Source organism: Mesorhizobium sp. BAC0120, from assembly GCF_033542235.1.
In the GTDB taxonomy this organism is placed as follows: domain Bacteria; phylum Pseudomonadota; class Alphaproteobacteria; order Rhizobiales; family Rhizobiaceae; genus JAWRCU01.
On sequence record NZ_JAWRCU010000005.1, the window covers coordinates 1 to 18,943 of the forward strand.

The window sequence follows — 18,943 nt, forward strand, 5'->3', positions numbered from 1 at the left end:
CCGCCGAGTCGGGGTGCGCGGCACCGGCCCGCCGCCGGACGCCCCCACTCGAAAGCCAACGCAAGCGGAAAGGAAAGGAGGAGCCGATGGCAAACTCTGCTCTTGACAACCAACGTCCCATACAAGGATGCCGGCAGGCAGGTGAGGGGCGGCGCAAACGATCAACATTTGGTGCTGCCCGCCCGGAAGACCTTGTCATGACCGTCCATCAAACGCCGGAACTCGACCTCCCTGAAGCCGCAGATTCGGTGCATCCGATGTTCCGCGACTGCCCGTCCTCTGTGGAATTCAACAAGCTGCGCAAGCGCCTCCTGAGGAACGTGCGCCAGGCGATCGAAGATTTCGCCATGGCCAAGTCCGGCGAGCGCTGGCTGGTGGCGCTCTCCGGCGGCAAGGATTCCTATGGGCTGCTCGCCATCCTGCTTGACCTCAAATGGCGGGGGCTGCTGCCCGTCGAGTTGCTTGCCTGCAACCTCGACCAGGGCCAGCCCAATTTCCCGAAGCACATCCTGCCCGAATTCCTGACGCGCCACGGCGTGCCGCACCGCATCGAATACCAGGACACCTATTCGGTGGTGACCGACAAGATCCCCGAGGGCAACACCTATTGCTCGCTCTGCTCGCGGCTGAGGCGCGGTCATCTCTATCGCATTGCGCGCGAAGAGGGCTGCGCCACGCTGGCGCTCGGACACCACCGCGAGGACATCCTGGAAACGTTCTTCATGAACCTCTTCCATGGCGGACGCCTCGCGGCGATGCCGCCTAAGCTCCTCAACGACGAGGGCGACGTCCTGGTCGTGCGCCCGCTTGCTTATTGCGCGGAGGTCGATCTCGAGAAATTTGCGGCCGGTATGAAATTCCCGATCATTCCTTGCGATCTGTGCGGCAGCCAGGAGGGGCTGCAGCGCAACGCCATGAAGACGATGCTCGAGGATATCGAGCGCCGCATGCCAGGCCGCAAGGATACGATGATCCGCGCGCTCGGCAATGTGCGGCCCTCGCACCTGATCGACCGCAAGCTGTTCGACTTCGCGGCGCTGGTCGCGGGTGCCCAACGCGGAGATGCCGATGCCCTTTGATGATCGCCACATTGAATGGCTGGCGAATGCGCTGGCCGAGGCGGCCGAAGCCGAGATCATGCCGCGCTTCCGGCGCCTTGGCGCCGGCGACATCCGCCAGAAGACATCGGCCGCCGATCTGGTGACGGAGGCCGATGTCAACGCGGAACGGGTGATCACGTCTGCGATCGCCAGGCGCTATCCGGGTGCGCTGATCGTCGGCGAGGAGGCGAGCGAGGGCGATAGGAGCCTGCTGCCACAGCTCGGCAAGGCCGAGCTTGCCTTCGTCATCGATCCCGTCGACGGCACCTTCAATTTCGCCTCGGATGTCCCGTTGTTCGGCGTGATGCTGGCGGTCGTCGTCAACGGCGAGACGGTCGCGGGAATCATCCATGATCCCGTCGGCAAGGACTTCCTGATCGGCGTTCGCGGTGCCGGAAGCCATGTGCTGACCCGTGGCGACGAGAGACTCACGGTCAGGGTCGCCGATCCGGTCCCCGTCTCGCAGATGACGGGCGCGATATCATGGCAGTATCGCAGCGAGCCGGAGCGGTCGCGGCTCGCTCGCAACCACGCCAAATGCCTGTCGCAGATCGGCTACCGCTGCGCTGCGCACGAATATCGCGTGATCGCCTCTGGGCATGCGCATTTTGCAATCTACGGCAAGCTCATGCCCTGGGACCATCTCGGCGGCGTGCTGATCCACCAGGAGGCAGGCGGCTATGCCGCGCGGCTGGACGGCAGCGCCTATCTGCCTTGGCATATCGACGGTGGATTGATGATCGCGCCCGACAAGGCGAGCTGGGCAGAACTCAGACGCGAGTTGTGGGCGGAGTAAGGTAGGGGAGGCGGGCGGCAAGCATCGCGTCGCTTACCGCCCCATGTCAGTGAACAAGTTCGGCGCCGGCCGGTTTCGGATCGTGCTGCGCGCGAAACAGAACCCCGCCTTCCGCGATCAGCACCATGATGATGCCGAGCGCGGCGACACCGCAGAAGCCGGCTGAAAGCGGTGTCGTGGTGCCGTTGAAGGACTGGCCGATAAAGGCCCCGATCAGTCCACCGCCGAGCGTCTGGATGAAGCCCTGAACCGACGATGCCGAGCCGGCGATATGGCCGAGCGGCTCCATGGCGAGCGCGTTGAAGTTCGCGCCGATCCAGCCGAACTGGAACATGGCCGCCGCAAAGAGCAGCACGAAGCCGGCAAACGGCAACTGGCCGAACAGCGACCAGACGAACCAGATCGTGCTCACGATGAAGAAGCCGATCAGCGCGCCATGCGACAACCGGCGCATGCCGAACCTGACGACGAGGCGGGAATTCAGGAACGACGAGACCGCCATCATGCCTGCGATGCAGGCAAAGACGACCGGGAACCAGACCCCCAGCCCATAGATGCCGACATAGATCTGCTGCGCCGAGTTGATGAAGCCGAACAGTGCGCTGAACATGACCGTCGTGGCGAGCGTGTACCAGAGCGATACGCGCGTCGTGAGAACCTTCGCGAAGGCCTCGCCGGTCGCGGCAAGTGTGAATGGCCGTCGATCCTCCGGGTGCTGCGTCTCGGGCAGGCGCAGCGCGGCCCAGACCGTGATCGCAAGTCCGATCGTGCCCATGCAGATGAAGATCATGTGCCAGCTGGCGAACAGCATCATCAATTGTCCGATGCTCGGCGCCACCACGGGAATGATCATGAAGACCATGAAGACCAGCGACATGATCTCGGCCATCTGCCGGCCGCCGAAACGGTCGCGCACCATGGAGACGGCAATCACGCGCGTGGAGGCCGCGCCGATGCCCTGGATGAATCGCAGCGCAAGCAACACCTCGAAATTCGGTGCGAAAGCCGCGCCGAAGGCCGCGACCAGATAGAGCCCCATGCCGAACAGGAGAGGTGAGCGCCGGCCGAACGTATCGGAGGCCGGCCCGTAAGGCAGCAGCGCGCAGGCCATGCCGGCGAAATAGGCAGTGATCACATATTGCCGGTGGTTCGGGTTCTCGACGCCAAGGCTGGCGCCCATCTGCTGCAGACCGGGCAGCATGATGTCGATCGCCAGCGCATTGAGCGCCATCAGGCCGGCCAGCAGCGCGATGAATTCCCAGCGCGGGAGCGGAAAGGCGAGTTCTTTGCTCGGCGAAATCTGCTTGTCCATCGCAAAGTCCCCGCTTTGACGGCAAAACGAAATGCGCCGGCTGGCCGGCGCATCCATGGTTCAGTTTTTAAGAACCGGCCCCTTACGTGCCGGACCGGAATCAGGCAGCGCCGCGGACGCTGATGCCCTTTTCCTCGAGGAAGGCTTGCAATTCGCCTGCCTGGAACATTTCGCGCACGATGTCGCAACCGCCGACGAATTCACCCTTCACATAGAGCTGTGGGATCGTCGGCCAGTTCGAATATTCCTTGATGCCCTGGCGCAGCTCGTTCGATGTGAGAACGTTGACGCCTTTGTAGTCGACGCCGACATAGTCGAGAATCTGCACGACCTGGCCGGAAAAGCCGCACTGCGGGAAGCCTGGGGTGCCTTTCATGAACAGCACCACGTCGTTACTCTTCACTTCGCTGTCGATATAATCGTTGATTCCGCTCATCAGAAAAACCTTTCGAGCCCGTGGGAGTCGGGCTTGTATCGTTCCCTTCAAATAGACCCAACGGCAACCCGAAACAAGTCAGCGTTCAGCTGGATACGATTTCGGCCGTCTTATCATCCCGTCCGCGAGGCGAGCGAAGGATGAAGCGGCTTCGGATCAAAACGCCATGCGGCTCGAAGAAGATTGCCCTCGACTTATTAGTCCGGCGCGCTGGTTTGCAGGGCGAGTGCATGCAGGGCACCGCCCATATTGCCCTTCAGCGCCTCATACACCATCTGGTGCTGCTGCACGCGGCTCTTTCCGCGGAAGCTTTCGGCCACGACCTCGGCCGCATAGTGGTCGCCATCGCCGGCCAAGTCCCGGATGGTCACCTTGGCGTCGGGAATGCCGGCCTTGATTAGCCGCTCGATCTCGCGCGCGTCCATTGCCATGTGATTGCCTCGCTCAATTACCCATGAAGCGCGGAAACCAGGATTCGTGCGCCGCCTTCAGTTCCGTAATTGGTATCGCACGCGCCTCGCCCAGTTTCAATTCGCGGCCGCCGGTCATGCCGATCCACGGCGCAAAAATGCCGGTGTCGACCACGCGCTTGTCGAAGAACCATTCTGTTTTGTCGCGCGGAATGGTGACGAGATAGCGGCCCTGGTCCTCGCCGAAGAATGTGGGGATGGGAGGGCGGCCCTGGAGGCTGTTGACGGTCGCACCTATGCCGGACGCCATCGCCATCTCCGCGAGAGCCACCGCCAGGCCGCCGTCCGAGAGGTCGTGGACAGCCGTCGCATGACCGTCGACGATCAGCGCGCGGACGAAGTCGCCGACCTTCTTTTCATGTGCCAGGTCGACCGGCGGCGGGGGGCCGTCGGCACGGCCATGTATGTCGCGCAGGTAAATCGACTGGCCGAGATGCGTGCCCCAGTCGGGCGGCGCGCCGACGAGCAGGATAGCTTCGCCTTCGGCCGCGAAGGCGATTCGCGCCATCCTCGACCAATCGCCGAGGAGGCCGACCCCGCCGATAGTGGGCGTGGGCAGGATGCCGCGGCCGTTGGTCTCGTTGTAGAGTGAGACGTTGCCCGAGACGATTGGGAAGTCGAGCGATCGACAGGCATCGCCAATGCCGGTCACCGCCCTGACGAACTGACCCATGATTTCGGGGCGCTCTGGATTGCCAAAATTGAGGTTGTCGGTCGCCGCCAAGGGCAGGGCGCCGGTGGCGGTGAGATTTCGCCAGCATTCAGCGACTGCCTGCTTGCCACCCTCATACGGGTCGGCCTCGCAATAGCGCGGCGTGACGTCGGATGAGAAGGCCAGCGCCTTGGTCGGGTGCCCGTCGACGCGCACCACGCCAGCGTCACCGCCTGGAATCTGCAGGGAATTTCCCTGGATCAGCGTGTCATATTGCTCATAGACCCAGCGGCGGCTGGAAAGGTCTGGCCCGCCGACAAGCTTCAGGAGCGCGTCGGCTATATCGGCCTGGGGAATATCGTCATTGGCGAGCGGCGCAGGCTTCTTTGGCTCGGTCCAGGGACGATCATATTCCGGAGCCTGGTCGCCGAGATCCTTGATCGGCAGGTTGGCCCGCTCGGCGCCGTCTTGCAGGATCCGGAAACGCAGATCGTCGGTCGTGCGGCCGACGATCGCGAAATCGAGGCCCCATTTCCGGAAGATCGCCTCGGCTTCTTTCTCCTTCTCGGGGCGCAGCACCATCAGCATGCGCTCCTGGCTCTCCGAGAGCATCATCTCATAGGCGGTCATGCGCTCTTCGCGCACCGGCACCTTGTTCAGGTCGAGCTCGATGCCGAGATCCCCCTTGGCGCCCATTTCGACCGCCGAGCAGGTGAGGCCGGCGGCCCCCATGTCCTGGATGGCGATCACGGCCCCCGATGCCATCAATTCGAGGCAGGCTTCGAGCAGGCATTTTTCGGTGAAGGGATCGCCGACCTGCACGGTCGGGCGCTTTTCCTCGATCTTGTCGTCGAATTCGGCCGAGGCCATGGTCGCGCCGCCGACGCCGTCGCGGCCGGTCTTGGCGCCGAGATAGACGACGGGCAGCCCGACGCCCTCGGCCTTCGAATAGAAAATCGCATCGGTCTTGGCGATGCCCGCCGCGAATGCGTTGACCAGGCAGTTGCCATTGTAGCGGGCGTCGAAATTGACCTCACCGCCGACGGTCGGCACGCCGAAGGAGTTGCCGTATCCACCGATCCCGGCGACGACGCCGGCGACAAGGTGGCGGGTTTTCGGATGATCCGGTTCACCGAAGCGCAATGCGTTCATCGCCGCGATGGGCCTGGCGCCCATGGTGAAGACGTCGCGAAGAATGCCGCCGACACCCGTAGCCGCGCCCTGATAGGGCTCGATGTAGGAAGGGTGATTGTGGCTCTCCATCTTGAAGACCACGCAGTCGCCATCACCGATGTCGACCACTCCTGCATTCTCGCCGGGACCCTGAATTACCTGCGGCCCCTTGGTCGGCAAGGTGCGCAGCCACTTCTTCGAGGACTTGTACGAGCAGTGCTCGTTCCACATTGCCGAGAAGATGCCGAGCTCGGTGAAGGTCGGCTCGCGGCCGATCAGCTCCAGAATCCGCTGGTACTCGTCGGGCTTCAGGCCGTGCGCGGCAATGAGTTCGGGTGTGATCGCGACTGGTTTTTCCGAATCCATCCAAGGGGTCCTAGAACTCAGACGTTTGCGCTGCCCCTCAACTGCTTGCCGGCATCCTCTTCCCGCAAACGGGGAGAGCATGCCTTCATCGATGCTTTCGCCAATCGTCGACTTTGCAAGACGAGCGCCTTGGCTGCGCATGAAAGTCCTCCTCCCCGTTTACGGGAAGAAAGTGGCGGCAGCCGGATGAGGGGCGGCGCCAACGGTCAAAAACTTGCCTCCCCTTAGCGCAAGTCAGGCGGTGATACACTGCCCAGCTGCAAAAATCACAGCCTAGGGCGCTCGCTCAGCCGTAGCCGTCATAGCCGGGATTTCCATGGTCGATCAGCCGGCGCAGGGTGGCGAAGCCGCTCTGCACGTCCTGACGCGTAGGCGGATGCGAAAAACTGACTCGCACACGGTGATAGACCTTGTCCGTTCGGATCGGCTTGTACTCGTCCTCGTCATCGATCAGCACACCCTCGGCTGCCGCGGCATTTTTGAAGGTGGTGGAGAGCCATGGCTCGGGCAGCTTCATCCAGAGGAACGGCGCAACGCGGTGCGACGTAAAGTCCAGCCCGGCGAAGCTCGACCGTGCGAGCGCCTCACGGCCCTCCAGCTCACGCCGAACCTGCGCGCGAATCGAATCGGCCTCGCCGGAGAGCACCAGCTCGGCGGCGAGCTCGGCGAGCAGGAACGGGATGCCGCCAGTCATCATCTTGTGCGCCGTCTGGACGCGCGACTGGAAATTGGCCGGACACGAGACCCAGCCGGAGCGGATGCCGGCCGAGACGGTCTTCGAGAGGCCGCCGACATGGAAGGTGCGCTCCGGCGCCAGTGCGGCGAGCGGCGCCGGCTGATCGGTGAGCAGCTCGCCGTAGAGCGCGTCCTCGATCAGCCAGACATTGTATTTGCGCGCGACCTCGACGACCGCACGGCGTCGCTCCGACGACATGATCGAGAGCGTCGGATTCTTCAGGGACGGCATGAGGAAGGCGACCTTGGGATGCTGCTGCGCGCACAGGCGCTCGAAATCCTCGGGGTCCACACCCTCGTCGTTGCCATCAATCAGGATGGTGCGCCGGCCGATGAGGTTGGCGCTGCGCGAAATCGGCGAATAGGTGAGCTGCTCGAAGGCGACCTTGTCGCCCGGCGCGGTGGTCGCGGCGATGACGGCCATGATGGCGGCATGGGCGCCGTTGGCCGATACGATCGTTTCTGGCGCTGGCGTCCAGTCGCCGCATCTCAGCCACCGGCTGCCTGCCTCCTGCCAGGACGCTGGCCACATGCGGGTGTAGTCAACGACCTCGGTGGGATAGGAGCGGATGATTTGGCTGATCAGTGTTTGAATCGCTTCGTCCTGGCCGACGCCAGGCGCAGAGGTGCTGTCCATCCTGAGCTTGCCGGGGCTTGCCGGATTGCGGATGCCGACGTGGTGCGCAGCGACTGGCACGGGTGCAATTCCCGGGCTCGGCTCTCGGCCAAGAACGAATGTACCCCGCCCGACTTCGCCGCTGACGAGCCCGCGTTCGCGCACGAGCGCATAGGCGCGGCCCACCGTGCCGATTGTCACCCCAATGTCGTATGCGAGATCCCGCTGCGGCGGGAGTTTTGCGCCCGGCGGCAAGGTTCCGTCCGCGATGGCGTCTTCGATACGTTCGGCAAGGCGCGTGTAGAGCGGGCCTGAGCCGTGAGAGAGATCCGGAAGCCAATTTGTCATCGAGACAATTTCATAGATTGCATCAATCCGAGAGTCAATTCATAGAATGTACCCGTTCAATTCTGGTGCAATTTAATTTAGGAAGACAGCAATGACTGCAATCGAGACAATTCGCGTGTTTTCCGACAGCCACGAGATGGAGGCCGATATGGCGAAGACAGGAACCAGGATGTCGATCACATCGGTGCTGGGCTGGGTCGAGGAGCAACTGGAGAGACGGCGCAGCCGCCGCGCCTTGCTCGAAATGAGCGACGATCAGCTCAAGGATATCGGCATCTCTCGCGGTGACGCCTATCGAGAGGCCAGCAGGCCTATGTGGCTCTAGCGCGTCGGACCGAAAACCGCGCGGTCGGTGTTCGGACGGATCCGATGTCTGGACAAGGAGGTAGGAGGGCGTGGCGATCCATCGTGAACGCGCGCCACTCCAATGGAGGCGGCGGTCAGGCCATCGCCGAGCAGCTCGATGATCCGGCCGACCAGCGCCGGAGATCGCCTTCGATGCGGGACCCCAGCTCCTCCTGCATCAGCGGGCCGAAGGCCTCCAGTTTTCCGGCGGGGCCGCGCGCCTGTACGACAAGGGCCGGTAGCCCGCCATAATTCTTTGCCGGCACCAGCAGGAAACGCGGCTGCCCGCTCATCGAATTCAATTCATTGGCGAAGCGATAGGACCGGAAGGCAGGATCCTTGCTGGCGAACCAGCATTTATGGGCCGCAATTGCCACCTGCTCCATCGTTTGCAGAGCGGCGCTCTTGCCGGCAGGCGCCGAAGGTGACTTCTGCGACTGGCAAGCCGCAAGTGCGGCGAGAGTGGCAAGCAGGACAATGCAGCGAATCATCGGCGGGCTTTCATATTGGACACCAGCCGATTTCACATGCCGAGGCTTGAGCAGGACTGGAGGCGCCAGGGCGGCGTCAGGCCGCGGCCAGGCCCAGCGCCGATTCGAACAGTGCGCGACCGTCGCTTCCGCCATGGGCGGATTCGATCAAATTCTCCGGGTGCGGCATCAGGCCAAGCACATTGCCGCGCTCGTTGACGATGCCGGCAATGTCATTGATCGAACCGTTCGGATTGGTGCCTTCGGCATAGCGGAACACGACCTGGCCTTCGCCTTCGAGCCGGGCGAGGGTCTCGGGATCCGCGAAATAGTTGCCGTCATGATGGGCGACCGGTGCGCGGATGACCTGACCCGGAGCATAGAAGCGCGTGAAGGCGGTGTTGGCGTTCGCGACCTCGAGCTTGACTTCCCGGCAGACGAATTTCAGCGAGGAATTGCGCATCAGCGCGCCGGGCAAGAGGCCGGCTTCCAACAGAATCTGGAAGCCATTGCACACGCCGATGACGAGCACGCCCTGATTGGCCTTCTCGGCGACGGCGCGCATCACAGGCATGCGCGCGCCGATGGCGCCGCAGCGCAGATAGTCACCATAGGAAAAGCCGCCCGGAATCACGATCAGGTCGACATCCGGAATTTCGGTGTCGGTCTGCCAGACGGTCGCCGGCGGCTCGCCGGAAATCTTGGTCAGCGCCGCGATCATGTCGCGGTCGCGGTTGAGGCCGGGCAGAAGGATGACGGCTGATTTCATGAGGCTACAGAGATACTATAGTTCTCGATAACCGTGTTTGCCAGCAGGCGGTCGCACATGGCCTTGAGATCGGCTTCGGCTTTCGCCTTGTCGGCGCCATCGATCTCGATATCGAACACCTTGCCCTGACGCACAGAGCCGACGCCGTCGAAGCCCAAGCCGGCCAGCGCATGTTCGATCGCCTTGCCTTGCGGGTCGAGCACGCCGTTCTTGAGCGTCACCGTTACTCGCGCCTTGATCACGTCCGATAAACTCCTGAGGTGGTCGGGGCAGGGGATCAGTGTTTCGTGCCCTTGGGCCCGTCGGAGGTGGAGACCAGCACTGGGCCTGTCGGTCGCGGCGGCTCGTTCTCGTTCATGATGCCGAGGCGCCGTGCAACCTCCTGATAGGCCTCGACCAGCCCGCCCATGTCGCGGCGGAAACGGTCCTTGTCGAGCTTGTCCTGCGTGGCGACATCCCACAGCCGGCACGAATCCGGAGAAATCTCATCGGCAACGACGATGCGCATCATGTCGCCCTCGAACAGGCGGCCGCACTCCATCTTGAAGTCGACGAGCTGGATGCCGACGCCGAGGAACAGGCCGGACAGGAAGTCGTTGACCCGAATGGCGAGCGCCATGATATCGTCGATTTCCTGCGGGCTCGCCCAGCCGAAGGCGGTGATGTGTTCTTCCGACACCATCGGGTCGTCGAGCGCGTCGGCCTTGTAGTAGAATTCGATGATCGAGCGCGGCAGCACCGTGCCTTCCTCGATGCCGAGTCGCTTCGACAGCGAACCTGCGGCGACGTTGCGCACGACCACCTCCAGCGGAATGATCTCGACTTCCTTGATGAGCTGCTCGCGCATATTGAGCCGGCGGATGAAGTGGGTGGGGATGCCCATCCGGTTCAGATGCGTGAAGATGTGCTCCGAGATCCGGTTGTTGAGCACCCCTTTGCCGTCGACGATCTCGTGCTTTTTCTTATTGAACGCGGTTGCGTCGTCCTTGAAGAACTGGACCAGAGTGCCTGGTTCCGGCCCTTCGTAAAGTATCTTGGCCTTGCCTTCATATATGCGGCGGCGAGTCTTCATCGCGATTTCTCTGGGTTACGAGGGTATGCCGTGGGAACCCGGACCCTCCACTATGCGCGGTGCAATGCGCGCGCGCTCTGCTTCTCAAGCCGGTCTCTAGCGCAACTCAGGGCCTCGCTCAATCTACATTTCCGCGTGATCAACTGCTTTCCCATACGGAATGCTGCAATGCGGCATCACGTACACCATATTGACCGCAGGCGATGCATTTGGTTTGTGCGGGCTTGGCAAAGTTGAACCGGCGATGGTGCCCGGAGGGAATACATGACCAGCATGAAAGACCGCGAGGAAGGGTTCGAACGGCAGTTCGCCCATGATGAGGAGCTGCGGTTCAAGGCCAGTGCCCGTCGCAATAGGCAGCTCGGCCTTTGGATAGCCGAGAAGCTCGGCAAGAGCGGCGCCGAAGCCGAAGCTTACGCCAAGGAGGTTGTGGTCTCGGACTTTGTTGAAGCCGGTGACGAGGACGTTTACCGGAAGGTGAAGGCTGATATCGACGCCGCCGGCGTGCCTCTTTCCGAGCACCAGATCCGTCGCAAGATGGATGAGCTCATGGCGCTCGCCGTCGAGCAGCTCAAAACGACCTAGGCCTCTGGCACAAGAAAAACCATCCTTGCCAAGGGTGGTTTTTCGCTCGCGGGGGCATATGCTTGCGTCTGAATGCGGTGAAATCAGCTCAGGATCGTTCGATGACGCTCGCCTCCCGACTCGCTGCCGGAGAGATTGTTTTTACGGCCTGGTCGGGAATTCCTGACGCGCTCACCGTCGAGGTGATCGCTGCCCAGAACTTCGACACGATCACGCTCGATATGCAGCATGGCGGGCATCACGAGGACAGCGTGCTGCGCGGAATCGTGCCGGTGCTGCGCGCGGGCCGGCATCCAGCGGTGCGCATTCCGGTCGGCCGCTTCGATATGGCGAGCCGCGCCCTCGATTTCGGAGCGGAGGCTGTAATAGCCCCGATGGTCAACTCGGTCGCCGATGCAAGGCTGTTCGCGGCCGCGATGAAATACCCGCCGCTCGGCGAGCGCTCCTGGGGGCCGACCTTCGCTTTCCCTCGCCAGGGCAAGGGCGATTTTGCCGAGTGGCTCGCCGAATCGAACAAGCGGACCGTTTCCTTTGCGATGATCGAAACGCGTTCCGCGCTCGAAGCCCTCGATGGCATTCTCGACACCCCCGGCATCGATGCGGTCTTCGTCGGGCCGTCGGATTTCTCCATCGCCTGGACGAATGGCAAGGCCGTCAATGCGACGCTCGAAGACATGATGGAAGCGATCGCGGATATAGCCGCCCGCACCAGGAAGGCCGGTAAATATGCCGGAATCTTCGTCGTGGATCCGAGCTTTACCGGCCGCTTTGCGGAGATGGGCTTCCAGTTCATGGCGCTCGGCGGCGAGCAAAAGCTGATCGCGGTCGGCGCGCAGAGCCTGCTCGACGCTGCCCGTTGCTCGATTGCGGAAAAAACTTCACGCGCGTAGGCGCGACAGGAATCTCGCAAAAGTCATCGAACCCTCCGGCCAGGGGCCATAGCCGGCGTCTGTGTTGATGTGGCCGGCCTCGCCGGCATCGATGAACAGCGATCCCCAGGCCGAGGCTATGTCCTCGGCGACCTCGAAGGCGCAATAGGGATCGTTGCGACTGGCGACGGTGATCGATGGGAAGGGCAGCGGATCGCGAGGGTAGGGGCCGAAGGTCATCAGGTGCTTCGGGCGGATTGTCTCGTTGGCCACGTCCGGCGGCGCCACGAAGAAGGCCCCTGCAACCTTCTTCCGGAAGTCGGGTATGGCGTTGACGACCGCCGGGACGCCAAGCGAATGGGCAATGATGACGACTGGCCGCTCCGCCTCGTTGACGGCATTCGCCACGCTGCCGGACCACTCCTCGCGCACGGGTTTCGACCATTCGGCCTGCTCGACGCGCCGCGCGGTCGAGAGCTTCGCCTGCCAGCGGCTCTGCCAATGGTGAGGGCCGGAATTGGTGTAGCCCGGGACGATCAGAATGTCGGCTTCCTTGACCTTCATTCCCCGCATGTAGCTTCCGGCCTGCTGCGGCGCAACATCAGGAGGCATGAGAAGCAGAGCCGAGCCGGCACTGAACAGCGTGTTCGAAGTTTGGCCACTTGCGATCGGCCGCGTTCTAGCCGACTTCTGCTGGATCGGCGGGCCGGGCGGCCCCAGGCCGAGCGGAGTCAGCTATGAGCAACCTTCCTTTCGCGGCGACGAGGCCGATCAGCATATCCAGGGTGGCCCTCAAGGCGCGCGATGCCGACAGGCTCGCACAATTCTACCGCACCGTGGTCGGGCTCCAGGAGCTTTCGCGCAAGGATGGTGCCATCGTCCTTGGCGCAGGTCAGCGTCCGCTGCTCGTCATTGAGCCGGACCCGTCGGCCAAACCGGACGACCCGCGCTCGGCCGGCCTTTTCCATACGGCCTTCCTTTTGCCGTCCCGCGCAGATCTCGGCCGCTGGATCAAGCATGCGATAGACAACCATATTCCGATCGACGGCGCCTCCGACCATCTGGTGAGCGAGGCGCTCTATCTTACCGACCCCGAAGGCAACGGCATCGAGATCTACGCCGATCGCTCGCCCGATGACTGGAGCCGGGAGGGCGTGATGATCAAGATGGCGACGATAAGGCTCGACATTCCCGATGTCTTGGCGACGGTACCGGCGGGCGACCCTGGCTGGCAGGGCGCGCCTGAAGACAGCGTGATCGGCCATATTCACCTGCGGGTCGGGGATCCCGCCGAGGCAGAAAAATGGTGGCACCACCAGTTCGGTTTCGACACCATGGCGAAATACGGCAGCCAGGCCGTGTTCCTGGGAACCGGCGGCTACCATCACCACGTCGGCGCCAATTCCTGGCAGAGTGCGGGGGCGGGGCGCCGTGACCCGGCAAGATCGGGACTGAGTTGGGTGGAACTGGCAATAGCAGGCGATGCCGGAGAAAGCAGCCGCGAGGATCCCTGGGGAACGGTCGTCCGGACTACACGTAAGGCCGCCTGAAGCGATCGGGCTGCTCAGTGAGCCTCGATGATCGTGCCGGGCGTATCTGGTGCGGCCTGGGAAGAGAGACGATCCTCAACAAAGACAATCAAGGCTATTGCGGCCAGTGTGGTGAGCACGCCGGCAGTGAACCAGCCGAAACGGCTCGCAGAGTTTTCTTCGTGTTCCTCTTCAGCCATGGAGGGCTCCAGACCAAACGACCGACAGGAACGCATCTATCGATTGTAGGGTTCCGTGGCGCGTGATTCAGATCGCCCAAAAGTTGCAGGCTCTCAGTCAGGATCACATGCAAAAACAAAGGGCTGAGCGGCTGCAGGCAAGCCTTCCGTTGCCTCGCGCCCGCTGAAACAATCGCGAGCGCAGTCGCGGCTACCCGAATACTCTTTTGAAAATCGTATCCACGTGCTTGGTGTGGTAGCCAAGGTCGAAATTCTCGCGGATCCGCTCTTCGGAGAGCGCCGCTCGAACATCTTTGTCGGCAAGCAGTTCCTCAAGGAAATCAGCGCCCTTTTCCCACACCTTCATGGCGTTTCTCTGGACGAGCCGATAGGCATCCTCGCGGGAAACGCCGGCCTGGGTCAATGCCAGGAGCACGCGCTGCGAGTGGATCAGCCCGCGGAAGCGGTCGAGGTTACGCAGCATGTTATCTGGATAGACGACCAGCTTCTCGACGACGTCGGCGAGGCGTGCGAGCGCGAAATCGAGTGTCACCGTCGCGTCCGGGCCGATCATCCGTTCGACCGAGGAATGCGAGATGTCGCGCTCGTGCCATAGCGCAACGTCCTCCATGGCGGGAATGGAAAAGCTGCGCACCATCCGGGCGAGCCCGGTAAGGTTTTCCGTCAATACAGGATTGCGCTTGTGCGGCATGGCCGACGAGCCCTTCTGGCCGGGCGCGAAATATTCCTCCGCCTCCAGCACTTCGGTGCGCTGCAGATGGCGGATCTCGATTGCCAGCCGCTCGATCGAGGATGCGATCACGCCGAGCGTTGCGAAGAACATGGCGTGGCGATCGCGCGGGATCACCTGCGTCGAAACCGGCTCGGGCCTCAGTCCCAGCTTCCTTGCGACATGCTCCTCGACGCGCGGGTCGACATTGGCGAAGGTGCCGACCGCACCGGAAATCGCGCAGGTCGAGACCTCGTCGCGCGCGGCCACGAGGCGGGCGCGGCAGCGTGAGAACTCCGCATAAGCTTGCGCCAGTTTCAGGCCGAAGGTGGTCGGTTCGGCATGGATGCCGTGACTGCGGCCGATCGTGATCGTGTCCTTGTGCTCGAAGGCCCGCTTCTTCAGCGCCGCGAGCAGGGCGTCGATGTCGGCGATGAGGATGTCGGAGGCGCGGACCAGCTGGACGTTGAAGCAGGTGTCCAGGACGTCGGATGAGGTCATGCCCTGATGCACGAAGCGGGCATCCGGGCCGACGATCTCGGCAAGGTGCGTGAGGAAGGCGATGACATCGTGCCTCGTCTCGCGCTCGATCTCGTCGATGCGAGCCACGTCGAACGTCGCAGCTTTGCCCTTTTCCCAGATCGTCCGGGCGGCCTGCTTGGGAATGACGCCCAACTCGGCGAGCGCATCGCAGGCATGCGCCTCGATCTCGAACCAGATGCGGAACCTGGTCTCGGGGGACCAGATGGCGACCATATCAGGCCGCGAATAGCGAGGGATCATCTCTTGTGCGCTGGCTCCGTTGCGAGTGCCTCCTAGCGCATGAGCCCGAAAAATTGCAATGACCCCGTTTCAATTCATTCTGCGCTAACGGCGCTGCCCACCCTGCTCAACGCGGCTGGCGCACGAACCACAAGCTGGCAAGGAACAGGGCAAGAAAGCCGAGCGGGAAAAAGAGCCTCGTGCCCAGAACCGCAAATTGCACCAGGGCTGTCAACATCGTGAACACCAGCTGGAAACACCAGGTGATGGTGAGGAAATCCGCATGCCAGGCGGCATAATATTGGCGGTATTGGAGCGCGAAGAGCGCGGACGTTACCCCGACTGTTGCGAGTGACAGGGCAAGGAAGGCGGCGGCGAAGGCTGTCTCGGCCGAGCAGCCGAGCGACACGAATCGGGCGGCGGTGAGCGCGACCGGAAAAGCGATTGCGGCTCCAAGAGCGAAAAGCAGGACGACCGACACGAAGCTTCCCGGCGTATGCCAGCCGCGAGCCCAGAGACCGGCAAGCGCGCTTATCCCCATGACCGCTGCCCAGCAACCGGCGCCCGCGACAGTCGTCGCCAACGAGGGCATGGAACGGCGAAAGTGGGCTGCCAGGCGGTGTCTGAATGTAAGCCGCGGCGCCTCGAAGACGATGGGCACGCTCGAGTTCACAGCTTTCCCGTCACTGCAATCCAGCGAAAGTCGGGTCCCTCGAAGCCATAGCTCCGGATGGCGACCAGGATCGCGTAAACGGGATGACCGGACTGGGGATAAAAGGCCTAATCCCTCCCAGCCGGTATCCATTCGGGCAACCGCGGCTCTTCGGCAGGCTGGTATCCTCGTGCAGCAGCACTGTCCGATCGCCCGGGGCCGAAGCAATGCGAACAAGCCTGAAGCCAACTACCTGATCGAACCCCTTGCACTGTTCAGAGGGCTGCAAATTGAACTCCTCGAGCCGGACTTCGAATACCAGGTCGACCGGCGCGAAACTCGGGCGCGGATTGGCCGACAGGCGAAAGGGGTCCGCCGAATGTTCGGTAACCGCGTTGAAGGCGACGAGGTCGCCGCGGTTCACGTCAAGGACGGCATCCTTGAAGAGCTTTTCCCCTCGCGACTTTGCATCGGCCCGGGCGGCCTCGACACTGGTCGCTTCGTCTTCCAACGTCACACGAATCGGCGTGCCGGCAACGAATTCGTCAGTCGCGGTCTCGATGTAAAAGCGGTTCGCGTAAGGGAAACCAGAACCATCCCGGACGCCATACTCTTCGAACGCGAAGACGCGGCCGTCCTCACTGAAACCCAGCACGTTGATCGTGGCGGTGTCGCCGGCATGGGCAGGCAAGAGCAAGACGAGCAGGGTCGCCAAGGCCGTGGTGATGATTTCAATGATACGCATCAATGCCCGACAACACTTGTGCAAAGCAGCCCAGCACAGAGCTGGGCTACTGCCGACCTTGATACGCTGGATTGCTTTCAGCCTCGTGAACGCGACGACCAGACGGGAAAGACATCGTTGGGGCTGGGTGTCGCGGCATAGACCCCTCGGGCAATCGCTCGCGCCATCGTAGCGCCCGCGACTGCGTAGAGTTCGATCGCCGTCTCGATATCGAGCGCCTTGCCGCTCCGGCCGGTCGCCAGCGCGAAGACAAGATCGCCATCGACGGGGGTATGCGTCGGCCACATGGCGCGCACGAAGCCGTCATGTGCGGCAATCGCCAGGCGCTTCGCTGCGGCCTTGGTCAGCTTTGCATCGGTGGCGATGACGGCAATCGTGGTGTTTTCGATGGGCCCCGCAAGCCGGGACTTGAGGCCGATATCCTGGGTATCTGGCGGAAAGGGGTGCGGAAAGCCAAGTCCTCCGAATTCAGTTCCAATTTCCATCGGCGCCGCCCAGAAGTGGGCAGTGTGGCCGACAGTGGCCGAGCCGGCGCCGTTGGCTGCGGCGAGGGCGCCGATGGTAATGCCGTTGGGCAGCACGGTCGAAGCGGATCCCAGCCCGCCCTTCAGCCCGGCTGTGGTCGCACCCGTGCCGGCGCCGATGGTTCCGAGCGAAAAATCGATGGACCCCGCCTGAGCCGCCTCGTAGCCGAGCTCGCGATAGGGTGAATGAAGCCCCCAATCCTTGTCGCCACCGTTCGGGAGGTCGAACAGGATTGCCGCTGGCACAATGGGCACACGGAACCCACGCGCCTCGAATCCGATACCCCGCTCGCGCAGGAAAGACTGAACGCCGGACGCTGAATCGAGGCCAAAGGCGGAGCCTCCGGAGAGCACGACCCCGTTGACCGCCTCCACCGTGTTGTGCGGGTCGAGCAGGTCGGTTTCGCGGGTGCCCGGCGCGCCGCCGAGCACTTGGACGCCGGCGACGGCGGGCTCTTCACAGAGCACGACGGTAACACCAGACTTGAGCTTTTCGTCCGTCGCATTGCCGACCATGAGGCCGGCGACGTCCGTGATGAGGTTCCTCGGGCCAGCGCGGAAAGTCACTGGGTAGCTGCCTCCACGAATTTCTTTCCGTCGAAGCGGAACAGGCGATAGGGGCTATCCCTGAGGTCGCCCTTGTCATCGAAGCCGATCTTGCCGATTGCCGTGATGAAATCGCCCTTGGCCAGGCTGTCGAGCAGTGGGCGGCCGGAAGCCTGCACATTGGCGGCCTTGGCGATCTCGACAGCGGCGTAGGTTGGCAGCGCGTACCCATCCGCCTCGGCGCCGCGCGCCTTGATCGCGGCGACGGCCTCGGGCGACGCGATATCGGACCATTCGGGCAAACCGACCATCAGCGTGCCAGGCTGCAGCGGCACGTCCGAAGCGGCCGAGCGCAGCGACTCGCCGGCAGCGATCGTGAGATCGTAGCCGAGCTTGGCGGCGTCGCGGCCAAGGATCGCGATGTCGTCCAGGTCGCCGCCCACGAATACATGCGTCGCGCCGGCCTTGCGCAGCCTGCCCGCAAGCCCGATCTGGTTGTCGAGCTGCGGCCGGTACGTGTCGATAAAGACCGGTTTCAGGCCGGCTTTCTCTGATTCGGAGCGCAAGGTTTCGGCCAGGTCGCGACCATAGATCGTGCCGTCGTCGATGATGGCGAAGAGTTCGGATCGCCAAAGATCGATCAGTATCGAGGACACGGCAGCGCCTTCTGCATCTGCGCGCGGCGCGAGCCGGAAGACCGGCCAGCCGGTCTTGTTCTTGCGGTCGGTCAGGCTGTTGGTGCGAACGCCGACGGTGATCACCGGGATGCCGGCCTGCTTGAGGATCGGCATCGCCGCCTCGATCGACTCCGTGCAGAGAAAGCCGACCACGATCGCGACCTTGTCCTCGGCGAGCTTCTTGGCCGCCGCTGCTCCGCCATCGCTTGTGCACTGGTCGTCGACGAGTTCGAGTGCGGCGGCGGGATCTGTTTCAGCCGCTGCGGCCTCGGCGCCGACCTTCACCTGCGCGCCGAGCCGCGCGGAGGGGCCGGTGAGGGGGGCAACCACGCCGATTCGGAGATCGTCTGCTGAAGCCCAAGAGCACCATGATGTCACCACGGCGGCGAGCGTCGTGCCCGCCACGAGCCGAATCAGCCGAGGCATGGCCCGCTCGCGAAGGCGTTGGGGCAGAAGGTCTTCATAGTTGCAGAGAGGTATAGGCT

General features: G+C 63.1%; 22 protein-coding genes and 1 pseudogene. 6 read left to right on the top strand and 17 right to left on the bottom strand.

Annotated features, from left to right (window positions below):
- The first annotated feature begins 197 nt into the window (after positions 1-197).
- Both ttcA and SAZ10_RS12965 read left to right on the top strand, forming a co-directional pair.
- A complete protein-coding gene (gene ttcA / locus SAZ10_RS12960; protein WP_318609658.1) occupies positions 198-1,079 on the top strand; it encodes a tRNA 2-thiocytidine(32) synthetase TtcA in 882 nt (293 codons plus the stop codon).
- Entirely contained in the window at positions 1,069-1,896 is an 828-nt protein-coding gene (locus SAZ10_RS12965; RefSeq protein WP_318609659.1) for an inositol monophosphatase, read from the top strand. The genes ttcA and SAZ10_RS12965 overlap by 11 nt, the downstream gene beginning before the upstream one ends.
- A gap of 46 nt (positions 1,897-1,942) precedes the next feature.
- On the opposite strand, the gene SAZ10_RS12970 is transcribed toward SAZ10_RS12965, so the two are convergent.
- The 5 genes from SAZ10_RS12970 to SAZ10_RS12990 form a co-directional block, all read right to left on the bottom strand.
- Positions 1,943-3,208, bottom strand: a complete 1,266-nt coding sequence (locus tag SAZ10_RS12970; protein WP_318609660.1) for a multidrug effflux MFS transporter — start codon at positions 3,206-3,208, stop codon at positions 1,943-1,945.
- Positions 3,209-3,308: 100 nt separating this feature from the next.
- Positions 3,309-3,644: a Grx4 family monothiol glutaredoxin gene (gene grxD, locus SAZ10_RS12975; protein WP_318609661.1), complete on the bottom strand. Its 336-nt coding sequence runs from the start codon at positions 3,642-3,644 to the stop codon at positions 3,309-3,311.
- A gap of 197 nt (positions 3,645-3,841) precedes the next feature.
- Complete coding sequence (locus SAZ10_RS12980; RefSeq protein WP_318609662.1) at positions 3,842-4,075, bottom strand: BolA family transcriptional regulator; 234 nt, start codon at positions 4,073-4,075, stop codon at positions 3,842-3,844.
- A gap of 13 nt (positions 4,076-4,088) precedes the next feature.
- Entirely contained in the window at positions 4,089-6,305 is a 2,217-nt protein-coding gene (gene purL, locus SAZ10_RS12985) for a phosphoribosylformylglycinamidine synthase subunit PurL (protein ID WP_318609663.1), read from the bottom strand.
- Between the two features lie 286 nt (positions 6,306-6,591).
- Positions 6,592-8,004 (bottom strand): PLP-dependent aminotransferase family protein, encoded by a 1,413-nt coding sequence (locus SAZ10_RS12990; protein WP_318609664.1) that lies wholly within the window; start codon positions 8,002-8,004, stop codon positions 6,592-6,594.
- A gap of 148 nt (positions 8,005-8,152) precedes the next feature.
- Here SAZ10_RS12990 and SAZ10_RS12995 point away from each other — a divergent pair, with 148 nt between their 5' ends.
- On the top strand, positions 8,153-8,329 hold the full coding sequence (locus SAZ10_RS12995; protein ID WP_318610106.1) for a DUF1127 domain-containing protein: 177 nt from the start codon (positions 8,153-8,155) through the stop codon (positions 8,327-8,329).
- A gap of 115 nt (positions 8,330-8,444) precedes the next feature.
- Here SAZ10_RS12995 and SAZ10_RS13000 read toward each other — a convergent pair whose 3' ends face one another.
- The 4 genes from SAZ10_RS13000 to purC all read right to left on the bottom strand — a co-directional run bounded on the left by SAZ10_RS13000 (position 8,445) and on the right by purC (position 10,660).
- Complete coding sequence (locus tag SAZ10_RS13000; RefSeq protein WP_318609665.1) at positions 8,445-8,840, bottom strand: hypothetical protein; 396 nt, start codon at positions 8,838-8,840, stop codon at positions 8,445-8,447.
- A 76-nt stretch (positions 8,841-8,916) separates the two neighbouring features.
- A complete protein-coding gene (purQ, locus tag SAZ10_RS13005) occupies positions 8,917-9,588 on the bottom strand; it encodes a phosphoribosylformylglycinamidine synthase subunit PurQ (protein WP_318609666.1) in 672 nt (223 codons plus the stop codon).
- On the bottom strand, positions 9,585-9,830 hold the full coding sequence (gene purS, locus SAZ10_RS13010) for a phosphoribosylformylglycinamidine synthase subunit PurS (RefSeq protein ID WP_318609667.1): 246 nt from the start codon (positions 9,828-9,830) through the stop codon (positions 9,585-9,587). Before purS ends, purQ begins: the two co-directional genes overlap by 4 nt.
- Positions 9,831-9,865: 35 nt before the next feature.
- Positions 9,866-10,660: a phosphoribosylaminoimidazolesuccinocarboxamide synthase gene (gene purC / locus SAZ10_RS13015; RefSeq protein ID WP_318609668.1), complete on the bottom strand. Its 795-nt coding sequence runs from the start codon at positions 10,658-10,660 to the stop codon at positions 9,866-9,868.
- A 264-nt stretch (positions 10,661-10,924) separates the two neighbouring features.
- Between purC and SAZ10_RS13020 the strand changes: the two genes are divergently transcribed.
- Together SAZ10_RS13020 and SAZ10_RS13025 are read left to right on the top strand one after the other, a co-directional pair.
- Positions 10,925-11,245: a DUF1476 domain-containing protein gene (locus SAZ10_RS13020; RefSeq protein ID WP_318609669.1), complete on the top strand. Its 321-nt coding sequence runs from the start codon at positions 10,925-10,927 to the stop codon at positions 11,243-11,245.
- Positions 11,246-11,346: 101 nt separating this feature from the next.
- Positions 11,347-12,135, top strand: a complete 789-nt coding sequence (locus SAZ10_RS13025; protein ID WP_318609670.1) for an HpcH/HpaI aldolase/citrate lyase family protein — start codon at positions 11,347-11,349, stop codon at positions 12,133-12,135.
- Here SAZ10_RS13025 and SAZ10_RS13030 read toward each other — a convergent pair.
- Positions 12,124-12,678, bottom strand: a complete 555-nt coding sequence (locus tag SAZ10_RS13030; RefSeq protein ID WP_318610107.1) for an alpha/beta hydrolase — start codon at positions 12,676-12,678, stop codon at positions 12,124-12,126. The two genes, SAZ10_RS13025 and SAZ10_RS13030, sit on opposite strands and share 12 nt — an antisense overlap.
- Before the next feature lie 173 nt (positions 12,679-12,851).
- On the opposite strand from SAZ10_RS13030, the gene SAZ10_RS13035 reads away from it, so the two are divergent.
- Positions 12,852-13,664, top strand: a complete 813-nt coding sequence (locus SAZ10_RS13035) for a VOC family protein (RefSeq protein WP_318609671.1) — start codon at positions 12,852-12,854, stop codon at positions 13,662-13,664.
- A gap of 14 nt (positions 13,665-13,678) precedes the next feature.
- On the opposite strand, the gene SAZ10_RS13040 is transcribed toward SAZ10_RS13035, so the two are convergent.
- From SAZ10_RS13040 to SAZ10_RS13070, 7 genes and pseudogenes are all read right to left on the bottom strand, one after another.
- Positions 13,679-13,843, bottom strand: coding sequence for a hypothetical protein (locus tag SAZ10_RS13040; RefSeq protein WP_318609672.1), 165 nt, complete (start codon positions 13,841-13,843; stop codon positions 13,679-13,681).
- Between the two features lie 190 nt (positions 13,844-14,033).
- On the bottom strand, positions 14,034-15,335 hold the full coding sequence (purB, locus tag SAZ10_RS13045; RefSeq protein ID WP_318609673.1) for an adenylosuccinate lyase: 1,302 nt from the start codon (positions 15,333-15,335) through the stop codon (positions 14,034-14,036).
- Between the two features lie 106 nt (positions 15,336-15,441).
- Positions 15,442-15,987 (bottom strand): hypothetical protein, encoded by a 546-nt coding sequence (locus tag SAZ10_RS13050; protein WP_318609674.1) that lies wholly within the window; start codon positions 15,985-15,987, stop codon positions 15,442-15,444.
- Entirely contained in the window at positions 15,984-16,058 is a 75-nt protein-coding gene (locus SAZ10_RS13055) for a hypothetical protein (protein WP_318610108.1), read from the bottom strand. Before SAZ10_RS13055 ends, SAZ10_RS13050 begins: the two co-directional genes overlap by 4 nt.
- 98 nt (positions 16,059-16,156) lie before the next feature.
- Positions 16,157-16,711: pseudogene (locus SAZ10_RS13060) on the bottom strand (DUF2259 domain-containing protein); the annotation flags it as partial.
- 77 nt (positions 16,712-16,788) lie between these two features.
- Complete coding sequence (locus SAZ10_RS13065) at positions 16,789-17,751, bottom strand: P1 family peptidase (RefSeq protein WP_412535222.1); 963 nt, start codon at positions 17,749-17,751, stop codon at positions 16,789-16,791.
- Positions 17,752-17,798: 47 nt separating this feature from the next.
- On the bottom strand, positions 17,799-18,884 hold the full coding sequence (locus tag SAZ10_RS13070; protein WP_318609676.1) for an ABC transporter substrate-binding protein: 1,086 nt from the start codon (positions 18,882-18,884) through the stop codon (positions 17,799-17,801).
- Between the last annotated feature and the right edge of the window lie 59 nt (positions 18,885-18,943).